The organism is Acetivibrio sp., assembly GCF_035371925.1.
Taxonomy (GTDB): Bacteria; Bacillota; Clostridia; order Acetivibrionales; family Acetivibrionaceae; genus Hungateiclostridium.
Window position 1 is genome coordinate 1 of the sequence record NZ_DAORXT010000073.1, and the last position, 14,442, is coordinate 14,442.

Annotated in this window: 11 protein-coding genes; 8 read left to right on the plus strand and 3 right to left on the minus strand. The window is 38.5% G+C overall.

The window, feature by feature from the left end:
- From PLH43_RS10075 to PLH43_RS10090, 4 genes are all read left to right on the plus strand, one after another.
- A partial coding sequence (locus PLH43_RS10075; protein ID WP_324362681.1) for a methyl-accepting chemotaxis protein occupies positions 1-2,123 on the plus strand: 2,123 nt, incomplete at its 5' end.
- 188 nt (positions 2,124-2,311) lie between these two features.
- A complete protein-coding gene (gene sigI / locus PLH43_RS10080; RefSeq protein ID WP_324362683.1) occupies positions 2,312-3,073 on the plus strand; it encodes an RNA polymerase sigma-I factor in 762 nt (253 codons plus the stop codon).
- Positions 3,073-4,614, plus strand: a complete 1,542-nt coding sequence (locus PLH43_RS10085; protein WP_324362685.1) for a cellulose binding domain-containing protein — start codon at positions 3,073-3,075, stop codon at positions 4,612-4,614. Before sigI ends, PLH43_RS10085 begins: the two co-directional genes overlap by 1 nt.
- A gap of 88 nt (positions 4,615-4,702) precedes the next feature.
- On the plus strand, positions 4,703-6,283 hold the full coding sequence (locus PLH43_RS10090; RefSeq protein ID WP_324362687.1) for a cellulase family glycosylhydrolase: 1,581 nt from the start codon (positions 4,703-4,705) through the stop codon (positions 6,281-6,283).
- A gap of 9 nt (positions 6,284-6,292) precedes the next feature.
- On the opposite strand, the gene PLH43_RS10095 is transcribed toward PLH43_RS10090, so the two are convergent.
- Positions 6,293-7,030, minus strand: coding sequence for a TIGR03915 family putative DNA repair protein (locus PLH43_RS10095; RefSeq protein ID WP_324362689.1), 738 nt, complete (start codon positions 7,028-7,030; stop codon positions 6,293-6,295).
- Positions 7,031-7,048: 18 nt separating this feature from the next.
- Positions 7,049-8,371: a putative DNA modification/repair radical SAM protein gene (locus tag PLH43_RS10100; RefSeq protein WP_324362691.1), complete on the minus strand. Its 1,323-nt coding sequence runs from the start codon at positions 8,369-8,371 to the stop codon at positions 7,049-7,051.
- Between the two features lie 282 nt (positions 8,372-8,653).
- Here PLH43_RS10100 and PLH43_RS10105 point away from each other — a divergent pair, with 282 nt between their 5' ends.
- From PLH43_RS10105 to PLH43_RS10120, 4 genes are all read left to right on the plus strand, one after another.
- Entirely contained in the window at positions 8,654-9,748 is a 1,095-nt protein-coding gene (locus PLH43_RS10105; protein ID WP_324362693.1) for a transporter substrate-binding domain-containing protein, read from the plus strand.
- An 11-nt stretch (positions 9,749-9,759) separates the two neighbouring features.
- Entirely contained in the window at positions 9,760-11,241 is a 1,482-nt protein-coding gene (locus PLH43_RS10110) for an EAL domain-containing protein (protein WP_324362695.1), read from the plus strand.
- Positions 11,242-11,318: 77 nt separating this feature from the next.
- Entirely contained in the window at positions 11,319-11,588 is a 270-nt protein-coding gene (locus PLH43_RS10115; protein ID WP_324362697.1) for an ACT domain-containing protein, read from the plus strand.
- Positions 11,589-11,602: 14 nt separating this feature from the next.
- On the plus strand, positions 11,603-12,961 hold the full coding sequence (locus PLH43_RS10120; RefSeq protein WP_324362699.1) for a PFL family protein: 1,359 nt from the start codon (positions 11,603-11,605) through the stop codon (positions 12,959-12,961).
- A gap of 119 nt (positions 12,962-13,080) precedes the next feature.
- Here the strand turns inward: PLH43_RS10120 and PLH43_RS10125 are convergent, their stop codons facing one another.
- Positions 13,081-14,115, minus strand: coding sequence for a hypothetical protein (locus tag PLH43_RS10125; RefSeq protein ID WP_324362701.1), 1,035 nt, complete (start codon positions 14,113-14,115; stop codon positions 13,081-13,083).
- Positions 14,116-14,442: the final 327 nt, after the last annotated feature.

The following is a 14,442-nucleotide window of genomic DNA, read 5'->3' on the forward strand; positions in this document are numbered from 1 at the left end:
CTTTTACGCCTTTTTTTAGACTAAAAGATGTAAGTATAGGAATCAAACTCAATGTAATTATTACAAGTGTTCTTATAGTATCTTTGTCAGTAGTGATTTTTTACTCTTTTGGAATTGTAAGGAATATACTTGTTGAGCAGGCAAAGGACGGAACATTGCAGATTACAAAACAAGCCAATTCGAACATGAGAATGATCCTTGAGTCGGTGAATCAGGAAGCAACAGCTTTAAGCTGGAACGAACAAGTAGCGGATATTGCTTCTGAGTTGAACGGGACAGAGGATGCTGTTTTTCAAAGCAGATACGCAAGTCAGCTAAGAACAATAATGACCGATTTTAGAGAACAGAAAAGCAATTATTTTTACTCTATTATGTTTGTCTCAAATAATTACATAGCTTCAATTTCCGGACAACAGACAATAAATCCTAATGTAAAGATTCAGGAAGTTGAAAGCGTAAAAGCTTTTTTGGAAAGCGGCCTAAATTCAAAATGGTATGATCCTTATGTGCAGGATTTTAAAATTCATCAGGATACCACCGGCTTATCCGGTAAAGTTATAACCTTGGCAAAGAATATTTATTCCACGACAAAAATAAAAAGCCAGGGGCAGTTGTTCTTCTATATCAACTATGAAAATTTAGGCAGGGTATTTAATGATGTGGATTTGTCTTATGATGGAGTTATGTATATTGTCGGAAAAAACAATAACATTGTAATGAATCCCTTGAGAAAAGAACATATGGGTTTATCGCTAAATGACCTAAGCAAAGAAGAGAGAAAGCAGAATTTTTATATTGACGAAGAGATATATAGGAGGGTTAAATCAGAGCCAAGCGGGGCATTTACAACGAAGTTGCACGGTAAAAATGTGCTGATAACATTTTCATCAATAGATGAAATTAGCGGTATAGAGCTGGGTTGGACTTTTGTAACTGTTACAGATGTCAGTAAGATTACGGAAAGTGTCAACAAAGTTTCGGCACAGGTAATAATTATCGGATTGATTTGCTTGGCATTTGGAATATTCTTGTCTCAATATGTAAATAAAGATATTACAAAGAACATAAAGAAACTGGTAAAAACGATGGAGAAAGTAGGAAATGGTAATTTGTCAATAGAGTTTGATGTCGAAGAAAGAAAAGACGAAATCGGCAAGCTGGGCAAAAGTTTTGCAAAGATGATAAGCAACTTGAATGAATTGATTATGAGTGTTAAACATGCTTCGGATGTCACGGTTGACGCGTCTACAAATGTATCCTCAAAGATTGAGGAGACATATGCTTCTATTGAACAAACGAATGCTGTTTTGGAAGTTGTAAAAGATAAGAGTTTTCAGCAGGGTAAAATTGTAAAAGAAGGCGAGAAGCAGATAGCTTTAACTAAAGATGAAGTTAACCGTGCTAAGGATACTATGAAGGATGTGGATGCAATACTTTCCAAGTCCAAAGAAATTAGTGAGGATAATCGAATGTCGGTAAGTCTGTTGCATGAAATGTCTCAAAATATTAGAAGAGCTATGAATGAAATAGGTGCGGAATCTAAAGAGTTGATTGCAACTTCCAGGGAAATAACGAAATTTACAAGACAGATAAAAGAAATTTCTGAGCAAACAAAATTGATTGCTTTAAATTCCGCTATTGAGTCGGCACGATTGGGAGCCCAGGGTAAAACCTTCCATTTACTGTCCGAAGAAACCAGAACCTTGGCTTCAAAAACTAAAGACCTTTCCGGTAATATAGACCAGATAATTCAAAACCTTATTGAGAAAATCAACAATACCAACAAAGTTGTATTGAAGTTGGACAAGGTGGCTGAAAATACCGAGAATTCCGTAAGCAATGTAACGGAAAGCTTTGACAAGAATATTGAATTTTTAAACGACATAACATCCCATGTATCCGGAATAAAGCAGGTGTTTATACATATAGACAATTTTGTAAACGAAATAGTGTCTACCATAGAGTATATTAGTGCAAGCTCCGAGTCGAACATTCAAGACATATCTGATGTAAGCGAAGCAATGAACGAGCAGATGAAGTGTCAGGAATCGTTGCTGCAACTGACAGCCAACCTGCTGAACCTGTCGCAAGAGCTTAAGAGAAAAGCGGAGGAGATATCCTGATTTTTATTGCTACGGATTTTTGATTCGCTTTGACCGGTATTTACAGAAGCAGCAAACGGGAGTATCCTTTGAAAGGGTATTCCCGTTTTTTAGATAGCGACTTAATAAAACAATAATATCGAAATTAATATAATTGTCCAACTTAAAGTTTGTCGCCGTATCGCATTAAATACATAGAGGTGGTTTATTTGTTTGAGCCCAACTTATTGTATGGAGTAAAAAAAAGAGAAAAAAATTCTCGCTCCGATTCTATAAATCATATTGTCATAAAGATTAAAAATGGAGACACTGAATTAAAGGAGAAATTTATAAAAAAATATAAACCGTATTTATTAAAGATTATATCCAGTACCGTTGGAAGGTACGTGGATCCTGAGGTGAGCGAGGAATATAGTGTAGGGCTTATGGCTTTCAACGAAGCCATTGATGGCTTTAATCCCGATATAAATGGCAATTTTACGAATTATTGCAATATGGTGGTCAATCATAGAATTATTGATTATATAAGAAAAAACAAGAAATACAATAATGTCATACCTTTTTCCTATTTTGAAGAGAGAAACGATTTCGAAGAAAAATATCTAGTCTCCGACAGCCATTACCTTTACGAAAATATCGAAGTAAGAGAAGAGATTTTGCAGTTTGAACGGCAGCTGAAACAGTTTGGAATCACCCTTGAGGACCTGGTGGTGAACTCGCCGAAGCATAAGGACTCTAGGGAACTGTGTATCGGTATAGCCAGAGTTTTGGCAGAGAATGATAAGTTGTTTGATAAAATGCTTCGAAAAAAATGTATTCCGTTATCGGAATTGATGGGCCTCGTTAGTGTCCATAGAAAAACAGTGGAAAGGAACAGAAAGTTCATTATAGCAGTGAGCTTGGTTTTAAGAAGCGGTCTTGATGAGATAAAGCAATTCTTCAAGGGACCGGAAGAGAGGAGGGGACAATAATGAATCTTGGAGTGGTAATAAAAATAAAGAAGAATAAAACTATAATTGTTACGGAAACCGGAGAGTTTAAAGCAGTAAGCACCAGGGACGGTATGTTTTTGGGACAGAAAATCTTATTTGGTCAACAGGATGTAATTGAAGCCGACAAAAAATTCACAGGCTTTATGTGTCCGGCTGTTATAGCAAGTGCAGTTGCAGTATTTGTATTTGTGTTTGCGTTTGCATATTTTGGCTTGCTTAATTTTGATAATACTTTTGCATATGTTGATGTGGATGTAAATCCCAGTATTGAATTTGCGGTAAACAGGGATGGCATTGTTATTGGTGCCGAACCGCTTAATGAAGACGGAAAAAAGATATTGGAAGAGTTAACATATAAGGACACTTTGCTTGAAGATGTGATTTTAGATTTGATTGACAAGTCCAGAGAGTATGGTTTTATAACAAGCGACGATAAAAAGAATATAGTATTGATTTCCGCGGTATTAAGCAGTGATGAACATAATGAGAAAATTAGCTTTGAAAACAAGCTTGTCAGTAATTTAATGTCAAACTTCGAGAGCTTGGATGTGGACATCGAAATGAGGTTTGTAGTTGCATCAAAAGAGCAAAGAAAAAAGGCTCAGGAGAGCAAAGTATCGGTGGGCAAGTACATGATTTATGAAATGGCAAGACAGGAAGGAGAAGAAGTAACTCTTGAGTCTATTGTGTCGGAACCGTTGGAAAACTTGCTTTTAGGTCAAGACTTTGGCGTGATCGGAGCCGATAAGGTTTTGCCGGATGAAACTGCTGCGGCATCGGTTAAACCGGTGAGCACGCCAAGTGTATCTTATGCAGCTGTGACAGAGGAACCGCTTCAAGCTACGGCGACACCTTCGGATACTCCGATAAAACCTACGGCAACTCCAACTAAAGCACCGGCAGAAGCTACACCTTCGGATACCCCGGTAAAAGCTACCGCAACTCCAACTAATGTACTGGTTACAGCTACACCAACCCCGACGGTAAAACCCACCCAAGCTGTGGAGAGCCCCACGAATACACCGGTAAAACCCACAGCCACTCCTGTAAAGACACCGATGGATGAGAAGGGTGTCAAGGTGAGATTTTACAACAACAACACTTTATCCGAAACCGGTGTGATTTATGCAAGAATAAATGTTGTAAACACCGGAAATACAACACTGAACCTTTCGGACATGAAATTAAGATATTACTATACTATAGACAGTGACAGCCCTCAGAGATTTAACTGTGATTGGTCGTCCATTGGAGCTCACAATGTCACCGGAAGCTTTGGAAAGATAAATCCGCCTAAAGAAGGAGCAGATACCTATGTGGAAATAGGCTTTGTCGAAGGTGCAGGAGAGCTTCAACCGGGAGAGAGTGTTGAACTTAATGCACGTTTTTCCAAAACCGACAACACACAGTACAACAAAGCGGATGATTATTCATTCAATTCCTATTATTATGAATATGTGGACTGGGATAAGATTACAGTATATATTTCAGGAAGCTTAAAATGGGGAAGAGAGCCGTAAATTGGCTCGCTTAAAACTTAATTGATTTAACGAATCGACTATTTATAAGTAAATTTATTAATGATAATTTTTTTAGGAGGTAGTAAAAGTGAAAAGTGCTAAAGCCATGTTTCTGATATTGGTAATCTTAGCTGCAGCTTTAGTACCTGCTGTATCGTTTAAGTCTCCAACTATCGCAGCCGACCCCAATAATGATGACTGGCTGCATGTTGAAGGTAATAAAATAGTTGACATGTACGGCAATCAGGTTTGGTTGACCGGGTGCAACTGGTTTGGTTTCAATACCGGTACCAATGTATTTGACGGTGTATGGAGCTGTAATATGAGAGAGGCCATCAAAGGTATGGCGGACAGGGGAATTAACTTTTTGAGAATACCTATTTCAACGGAACTTTTATATCAGTGGTCACAAGGAGTGTATCCTTCAGCAAATGTAAATGATTTTGTAAACCCGGAACTAAAAGGCAAGAACAGCCTTGAGCTTTTTGATTTTGCCATTGGGTGCTGCAAGGAATTCGGAATAAAGGTTATGGTGGATATACACAGCCCATCAACGGATGCTATGGGTCATATGTACCCTGTATGGTATGATGGCCAATTTACAACAGAGATTTGGATTTCAACTTTGGAATGGTTAACAGAAAGGTATAAGAATGATGACACAATACTTGCACTGGACCTTAAGAATGAACCCCACGGCACACCTGGAACTACACCAATGGCTAAATGGGACGGTTCCACTGATTTGAACAACTGGAAACACGCTGCCGAGACATGTGCAAAGAGAATTCTTGAAATAAATCCCAATATTCTCATTGTGGTAGAGGGAGTTGAAGTTTACCCGAAACCAGGCTTCGATTATACTGCAGTGGACGAATGGGGAAAAGAGAGTAAATATTACTACAACTGGTGGGGAGGCAATTTAAGAGGAGTCAGGGATTATCCTATTAATCTTGGAAAGTATCAGAAACAGCTTGTATACTCACCCCACGATTACGGTCCGTTGGTACATAAGCAATCTTGGTTTTATGAGGGCTTTAACAAGGAAACCTTGTATAATGATTGTTGGAGAGACAACTGGGCGTACATACACGAAGAAAACATTGCCCCATTGCTAATGGGTGAATGGGGAGGCTTTATGGATGGCGGAGACAACGAGAAATGGATGAAGGCACTAAGAGATTATATGATTGAAAACAAAATAGCCCACACTTTCTGGTGTTATAATGCAAATTCCGGTGATACCGGCGGACTTGTGTATTATGATTTCATAACTTGGGATGAAGAAAAGTATGCTCTGCTAAAGCCTGCATTGTGGCAGACATCCGATGGAAGGTTTATAGGTCTTGACCATCAGATACCTCTTGGCTCTAATGGAATTACTGTAACAGAATATTATGGCGGTAATATTCCGGACCCATCACCAACGGCTACTATTCCGGATGTGCCGACACCAACACCTTCTTTTGAAATAGAAAAAGGAGATGTCAATGTTGATGGTTATGTTAACTCGACTGATATTATGTGGATGAAAAGATATTTGCTAAAACTGGTTAAAGACTTCCCTGAACCTGCCGGAAAGCAGGCAGCAGATATGAATGATGACGGGAACATTAATTCTACAGATATGGCAGTTTTAAAAAGGAAAATACTTAGAATGACAACATAAAGCCACTGCTTATTGTTTTTCGACTAAATATTTCCAATATCTTGCCGGCATATTGTGTTTTTGAAGCTTTGGATTGACCCTGTCTTTTATGCAGATACTGTTAAAGTATTTCTTCCAGAGACTTTCAAATTCGTCGTCTGTCGTCGCGGATTGGTATTGAAGCTCTGTGGGAAGGTCTGTGAAAACACATTCCACTTTGTTGTATACAGCAGCAAGGCTTCGCTTTGTGTCGTGTATTACCCAGAATTGATCTGACAAACGCCGGACGAAATGACCGGATATTAAGAAAGTAATATTGTGGACAGGACTGTAGGGGGCATAGTAAATGTCCCCTTTTAGCTTTTTAAACCTTAGCAAACCCAGCAGAAGATGGCTTTCAGTTCTGACTTTCTTAGCGGCGGAATGAACCTTTAAAACTTCTTCTGAAGTGAGGTAAAGGTCTACGGATTTGCCCATTTTAAAGCCGAATCTTAAATATTTCAATATGTAGGTGTCGATGTCATCAAGTTCGGACAGATATGCGTGGTACGCATTTCTTAAGGCGTCATATGAGATTTTTTTACATATTGCTTCATAAACTTTCGAAGCTTTTTCGCTGTCGGTGACTATATCAATATTTTTGTCCCAAATGCTTTGCTGTATGTTTTTCGTGCGAAAAACCCTGTCAGGGAGGGCAATACCGTAATATGACTCGTATACGGAGGTTAAAAGCCCGTCAAAGGTTCCATCATAGTAATAGTTGACCATTATGTATCACCTGCACAATTATATTTCACCGGTTATGCTCATTATTCTGTCCTGTAGAGTGGGTTTTTCAGGTATTAGGGAAAATATAGAGATTTGCTCCCATTCCTGATTTTTTCCAATAATTTCCCAGTCATTGGCTTCCCAGCCATTAATCAGGTTTTGCTTTATTAAAAACTGATCCATGTCATGGTTGAAAAAGTACTTTCCGTTGCAAGTAATGAAAAATCTTGCGCGTTTTAAAACCACTCCCAGTTTTTTAAGGTCATCAAAAGATAAGGATTTGACTTTTCTTGCCATAATGATCTTTTTGGCAGAGCGTACTCCAATACCGGGAACCCGAAGCAGCATTTCGTATTCTGCCCGGTTCACTTCAACAGGAAAGAGGGAAATATTATTAACTGCCCAGTTGGCCTTGGGGTCAAGTTTTGTGTCAAAATTGGGATTGTGCTCATCAAGGAGCTCGTTGGCTGAAAAACCGTAAAATCTTAAGAGCCAATCAGCCTGATAAAGCCTGTGCTCTCTAAGAAGAGGAGGCGTCTTTAAATCAGGCAGCAGCGGATTTTTGGATACAGGTACATATGCCGAATAATAAACCCTTTTCAGCTTGTATTTTTTATATAGGTTTTCGGAAAGCCTGAGAATATTAATGTCGTGGTCCTGGGTAGCTCCCACGATAAGTTGGGTGCTCTGACCTCCGGGAACAAATAAAGGTGCACTTTTAAATACCTTTCTTTCTTCCTTCCTTTCATCTATTTTGGAAGATATAAAGTTCATTGGCCTGATTATTGACTGCTTGTCCTTTTGGGGAGCCAAAAGCTTAAGTCCTTTCTCGGACGGAAGCTCAATATTGACACTGATTCTGTCTGCCAGTTTCCCGACAGCTTCAATGAGGGAAAAGTCAGCTCCCGGAATGACTTTAACATGTATGTATCCGTTGAATTTGAAATCTTGTCGTAAAAGCCTTATTGATTCATACATCAGCTCCATTGTATGGTTGGGATTTTTTGTTACTGCGGAGCTGAGAAACAAACCTTCGATATAATTTCGCCTGTAAAAGTTTATGGTAAGATTTGCTACTTCCTGAGGTGTAAAAGCAGCTCTCGGGACATCATTGCTGGCCCTGTTGACACAGTAGGCACAATCATATATGCAGTAATTTGAAAGAAGAATTTTCAGAAGGGAAATACATCTTCCGTCATCAGACCAACTATGACATATGCCGCAGGACGCTGCATTTCCAAGCCCGCCTTTTGTGTTTTTCCTGTTGCTGCCGCTGGAAGAACAGGAAACATCGTATTTTGCAGCTGCAGACAATATTTCAAGCTTTTTTTGAAGATCCAAAAAAAACACCTCCGGAAAGTTGCTAAATAAATTTTACCACAAGAATAAGTAAAAAGCAAACGTTTGTTCGGAGTGTTATATGCAAATTAGACCATATTTATTGAAAATAGGTTGAAAAAAGCATCTAAAATTATATATAATATAATTATATGATTCTTGTTTTTTGTTTAATTCAGAAGCTAGGTTTATTAATTATGTTTCGCTTCTATATTCATGCATTGCAGGTCCGCTAATTGTTTCGTGTAAATTTTGTGCTTTACAATCTAAATCCGGAGGAATAAGATGGAAATCAAGTGTTTTAGAATAAATCTTTGCATTTTTTTGCTGCTTATGATATTTGGCAAGGTTGCATATGCAAAAACGGATGCAATTATCTATGAAACCGAATTATACGGTCCTCCGTTCAAGTTTATTGAGCACGGAGAAATCCATGGATTCGAAGTTGAGTTAAACCGGCACATATTTTCCGATGGCAGCTATGAGTTTGATTATGAATTTGATACATGGGAAAATGTTTATCAAAAACTAAAAAACGGTGAAATTGACACCTGCGGTCTGCTCGTCGTAAGCGAAGAAAGAAAAAAAGACATTTTGTTTTCCGATACGGTCATGTGTTTATATATATCCATTTATTCAAAAGACAAGAATAGGGGTATTGACGTTAAAGACCTTGAAAAATATCGTGTGGGTGTTGGGAAAGAACAGTACAGCGAGCATATTTTGAGAAATAGTGTCGGTATTGACAATTACATAACTTTTGTAAGTATTGAAGAGGCAATAGATGCTTTAAATGAGGAAAAAATAGATGTAATTTTTGAAAATCAGGACGTTGTAAACCATTACTTAATTAAGAAAGGCTTGACGGGTAAAATAATACCCAGCAAGACAGGGCTTTTTCCCGTTAAAGTTGCTTATGGAGTAAGCAAAAAAAATCCTGAGTTGGTTAAATATATTAATGAACGCTTGGATAGTGTAAAAAAAAGCGGTACATATGAGGAGCTGTATAGAAAGCATTTCTTACGGACTTCAGATTTCTACAGAAGAAATCAAAGGTTGAGAAATATTGCTGCAATGGTTGTAATGTTTATTCTTTTGGTACTTTTGCAAGTTTATATAAGGCATCTTAAGAGAAAAATATCGAAAGCATACAGGGAACTTCGCAAACAGCATGAATGGCTGAAAGTGACTTTGTCAAGCATTGGGGAGGCAGTAATTACAACAGATGAAAACGGGACCGTTACTTTTAGCAATTATGAAACCCAAAAGCTTCTGGGTTTGTCTGAAAAAGAAATATCTGGCAGGAAGTTGGATGAAATACTTTCCGGATTAGTAGATGAAATGGAAAAAACTTCAAAATACCTATTAAAAAAGTTATAAAGCGGGGGACTTTGATAAAACTTGAAAGCGACTTAAGTCTGATCACTCCGCATGGAAAAAAGCTTGTGGAAGGTACTGTTGCACCAATCAGAAACGATTCGGATGTAATTATCGGAACGGTTGTCGCATTAAAAGATGTTACGGAAATTAAAAAGAAGGAAGAAATCCTGTATAACATGGAGTATTTCGACCCGTTGACCGGACTTCCCAACAGGAGTCTGTTTGCAGACCGGTTGAATATGGCACTTGCCCAGTCAAAACGAAATAATGATATGTGTGCACTCATCATATTGGACCTCGATAATTTCAAGGCAATCAATGATACGCTGGGACACTCCGTGGGAGATATGCTTTTAAAACAAGTGGCGGAAAAAATCAAGGGTTACTTGAGGGAAGTCGACACAGTCGCAAGAATTGGAGGGGACGAGTTCATAATTATTCAGCCTCAAATAAAGGATATAAGCGATGCTACAAGAGCTGCCGACAGAATATTAAAAAAATTCCAACAGCCGTGGATTCTTGAAGGCAAGGAGTATTATATAACTGCGAGCATGGGCATCGGTATTTATCCCAACGACGGAGAGGATCAGCAAACAATTTTCAAGAATGCGGATACGGCATTATATAGAGCCAAAGAGCTCGGAAGGAATAATTATCAATTATATACGGAGTCTATGAACCAGAAGGTTCTTCAAAGACTTGATATTGAAAATAGCTTGAGGCGGGCGATTGAGAGAGAAGAATTTGTACTGTTTTATCAACCCCAGGTTGATATCAAAACCGGTAAAATTGTAGGTCTTGAAGCACTCCTAAGGTGGTATCATCCGGATTACGGGCTTGTACCTCCGATGGAATTTATACCCATTGCTGAAGAATCCGGTCTTATAGTGGCTATTGGAGAATGGGTTTTAAAAACTGCGTGCATACAGAACAAGAAATGGTTAGACATGGGAATGGAGCCGCAATTGATATCGGTGAATTTGTCTGCAAGGCAATTTCAACAGCACAACGTGGTTGAGGTAATTGACAGGATTCGTTGCGATTCGGGATTGGCGCCGGAACTGTTGGCGTTGGAAATAACAGAGAGTACTGCAATGAAGGATTTGAGTTTTACGATAGATGTATTAAGTCAATTGAGAAAAAAGGGGATAAGGGTATCCCTTGACGATTTCGGAACCGGCTATTCGTCACTGAACTATTTAAGGCAGCTTCCAATAGATACTCTGAAAATTGACAAAAGTTTTGTTCGGGACATAACGGCCAATTCTAAAGAGGAGGCTATTGCAAAAACTGTTATCAGTCTTGCGCACAAGCTTAACCTTACTGTTGTGGCCGAAGGAGTTGAAACTTGGGAACAGCTTTTATTCCTTAAAAAAGAAGGATGCGACAAGGTTCAGGGTTATCTTTTCAGCAAACCCTTGCCTGCAGAGGATATTGAAAAAATTTTAAGGAGCAAAGACGGTTTTATTCTCGAGGGAAAAGATGGCGATTGATTTTAAAGTGATTTTACGGTATTGATATTGCATACTCCCGATAGTATAATACTCTTTATAAGAGGGAGGTAGTAATTATGAGAGCTGTTATAACTGTTATCGGAAAAGATAAAATTGGTATTATTGCCGGTATTAGCAATATTCTTGCCAATTGCAATGTGAATATTTTGGACATTTCTCAGACAACCATGCAGGACGTTTTTACCATGGTAATGCTTGTAGATATATCCAAACTTTCCGTTCAATTTGCGGAATTGTCGGAACAACTGGAGAAAAAAGGTGTTGAAATGGGACTTTCAGTGAGGATTCAGCATGAGGATATCTTTAATTCCATGCACCGTATATAAGGGGGAAAATTCAGGTGTTAATGCCTTTTGAGATAATTGAAACAATAAAAATGATTCAGGAGGAGAATCTTGACATTAGGACAATCACGATGGGAATATCCCTGAGGGACTGTGCCAGTTCCTCTGCAAAGGAGTCGAGGGAGAAAATTTATAACAAGATTACACGGCTTGCGTCAAATCTTGTCAAGGTCGGAGAGGATATTGAGAAGGAATATGGTATCCCCATAGTAAACAAGAGAATTTCCGTTACTCCGATTTCCCTTGTGGCTGAAAGTAGTGATGAGAAAAATTATGTAAAGTTTGCAGAAACTTTGGATAAGGCGGCAGATGCGGTCGGAGTCAATTTCATTGGTGGATTTTCTGCGTTAGTCCAAAAAGGTTATACTGTCGGAGACAGAAAACTTATAGCTTCCATACCTGAGGCTTTGAGCAGTACCAAAAAGGTTTGTTCGTCTGTCAATGTTGCCAGTACCAAAGCAGGAATTAATATGGATGCGGTAAGGGAGATGGGACAGGTTATAAAAAAGGCTGCAGACCTTAGCGCCGACAGTGGAGGTTTGGCGTGTGCCAAATTGGTTGTTTTTGCAAATGTTCCGGAGGACAATCCGTTTATGGCAGGAGCTTTTCACGGAGTGGGAGAACCGGAATGTGTTATAAATGTAGGAGTCAGCGGTCCCGGCGTTGTTAAATCCGCCCTGGAAAAGGTAAGAGGGGCCGATTTTGAAACTGTTTCAGAAACCATTAAAAAAACTGCCTTCAAAATAACCAGAATGGGTCAGTTGGTTGCCCGTGAAGCATCAAGGCGTCTGGGGGTTTCCTTCGGCATAGTCGATTTGTCCCTTGCACCTACTCCAACCATAGGAGACAGTGTTGCTCACATTCTGGAGGAAATGGGACTTGAAAAGTGCGGTACTCACGGAACTACTGCTGCTTTGGCACTGCTTAACGATGCTGTCAAAAAAGGCGGTACAATGGCTTCATCCTCTGTTGGCGGGCTCAGTGGTGCTTTTATCCCTGTAAGTGAAGATGCAGGTATGATTGATGCAGTTATGAAGGGATCACTTTCCATCGAAAAGCTTGAAGCAATGACCTGTGTTTGTTCTGTAGGTCTGGATATGATAGTGGTTCCGGGAGACACAAGCGAGGAGACTATTTCTGCTATTATAGCCGATGAGGCTGCTATAGGAGTAATCAATAACAAGACAACTGCAGTAAGAATAATTCCCGCACCGGGTAAAAAAGTTGGAGATGTTGTTGAATTCGGAGGTCTTTTGGGTTCAGGGCCGGTAATGAAGGTTAGTGAATTTAGCAGCAAGGATTTTATTAATAGAGGAGGAAGAATACCGGCACCTCTTAACAGCCTTAGAAATTAGTTTACATAAAGTGGAAGGTAAGCCAGACAAATCATTTGTAATAGAGGTGCAAAACGGTTTTATTTGGCGCAATATAAAAAAGTCTGATTTTATCCCGACATCAGACTTTTTTTATATTGCTAAATTTTGCATCTCATAACACATACACTTTTTGAACCAATATTCTGCCAGTATTCAATGTGGTCATTATCTTGCCTGAAATTACTGAAAGAATAATCGTTATCTTTTACATATTGGAAAATCTCATTTGTAAACAGAACATCCCATGCTTTTTCATTGACATTTGGAAGCTCGGTCAGTGTAAACTCATTAACCACGTTTTTGAGCTCGTCAAACAGAACAACTCTGTAGCTCTCGCTACCTTCTTTATACAACGCATAGTGATTTTGAACTCTTATTATATCATCGATTTTAACTTTTCTTTCTTCCAAGAGCAAAGTTTTTAGCTTGTTGCTCTGGTAAAGGAATTTGTGACATTCTATGTAATTTAAAATAACTTTTAGGTTGTTGCTTTGTCTCAAATTGCTAAGGCTGATTTTGAGAAAATCGGGAGTATCATTATTAAACGTTACGATTATTGCTTCAGAGTCGGCCTTGTACCAGATTTCATTCTTGTCCATGTAAATAATCTGTTCGGGCAGACTGCGCTCATCATACTTTGGGTAAAGAAATGGCAGCGTATTATGGAATTTGATTGTCCTGACGGAAATGTTATCTGCTTCCTTTATAGTTACAGTTTTGGGATGACCCTCAGTATCTTTGTCGATAACCACAACTTTTCCAAAATCAGTACAATAAACATAGTTAAACTTGCTGGATACCACCAAGTCCTTTTTGTCAAGACCTAATATATCTTCTAAATTTTTGAGTCTGGCTTTTTTCAGAGAATAAAGGAAACCGGAAGGTTTCTCGGAACTCTGGGATACGTTTTCATTGGTATTATCTTTAAGGCTTTTTGACGTGCTTAAGTTGAAGCCCTTGGCTTTTTCGTTCTGGATTGAAGAAACCTTTGACGATATTATATCCATAAGACCTTTAATACTGTTTCCAACTTCTTTGATTGCACCATCGTCCTTTTTTTTATCCGATGAAGGCCTTGATGATGCAAAACGATATTCCTCCGGTAATAAGTTGATGTCTTTCTTATTACCCATACAAATCACTCCTTTAAAAATCTTTGGGTTCATAACACAGTGCCCGCAGATAAGATGAAAATATTAAATTCAATTCAACACCAATGCAAATATATATCTCTCTGTATAAATAAAACAACACTGTTTTAAACAAAGGTATAACAGGTGCGGGGAAGAGATGGTACAATGAAAAACTAGTCGGATGCGGCATGGAAATTCTACAACGTAATTTTACTTATTGATAATTATACCATATATTTGCCTTATAGTACATTATTTTTAAACGTAATTATTATTTTTTAAATTGCAAGTTTAATTGCCTTACAAAATCTTACAGAACCCTGTTTT

What these genes read in the sequence shown, in the direction of transcription:
- PLH43_RS10085 (WP_324362685.1), top strand. Translation starts at nt 3,073, where the DNA reads ATGAATCTTGGAGTGGTAATAAAAATAAAGAAGAATAAAACTATAATT.
- PLH43_RS10095 (WP_324362689.1), bottom strand. Translation starts at nt 7,030, where the DNA reads ATGGTCAACTATTACTATGATGGAACCTTTGACGGGCTTTTAACCTCC.
- PLH43_RS10105 (WP_324362693.1), top strand. Translation starts at nt 8,654, where the DNA reads ATGGAAATCAAGTGTTTTAGAATAAATCTTTGCATTTTTTTGCTGCTT.
- PLH43_RS10115 (WP_324362697.1), top strand. Translation starts at nt 11,319, where the DNA reads ATGAGAGCTGTTATAACTGTTATCGGAAAAGATAAAATTGGTATTATT.
- PLH43_RS10125 (WP_324362701.1), bottom strand. Translation starts at nt 14,115, where the DNA reads ATGGGTAATAAGAAAGACATCAACTTATTACCGGAGGAATATCGTTTT.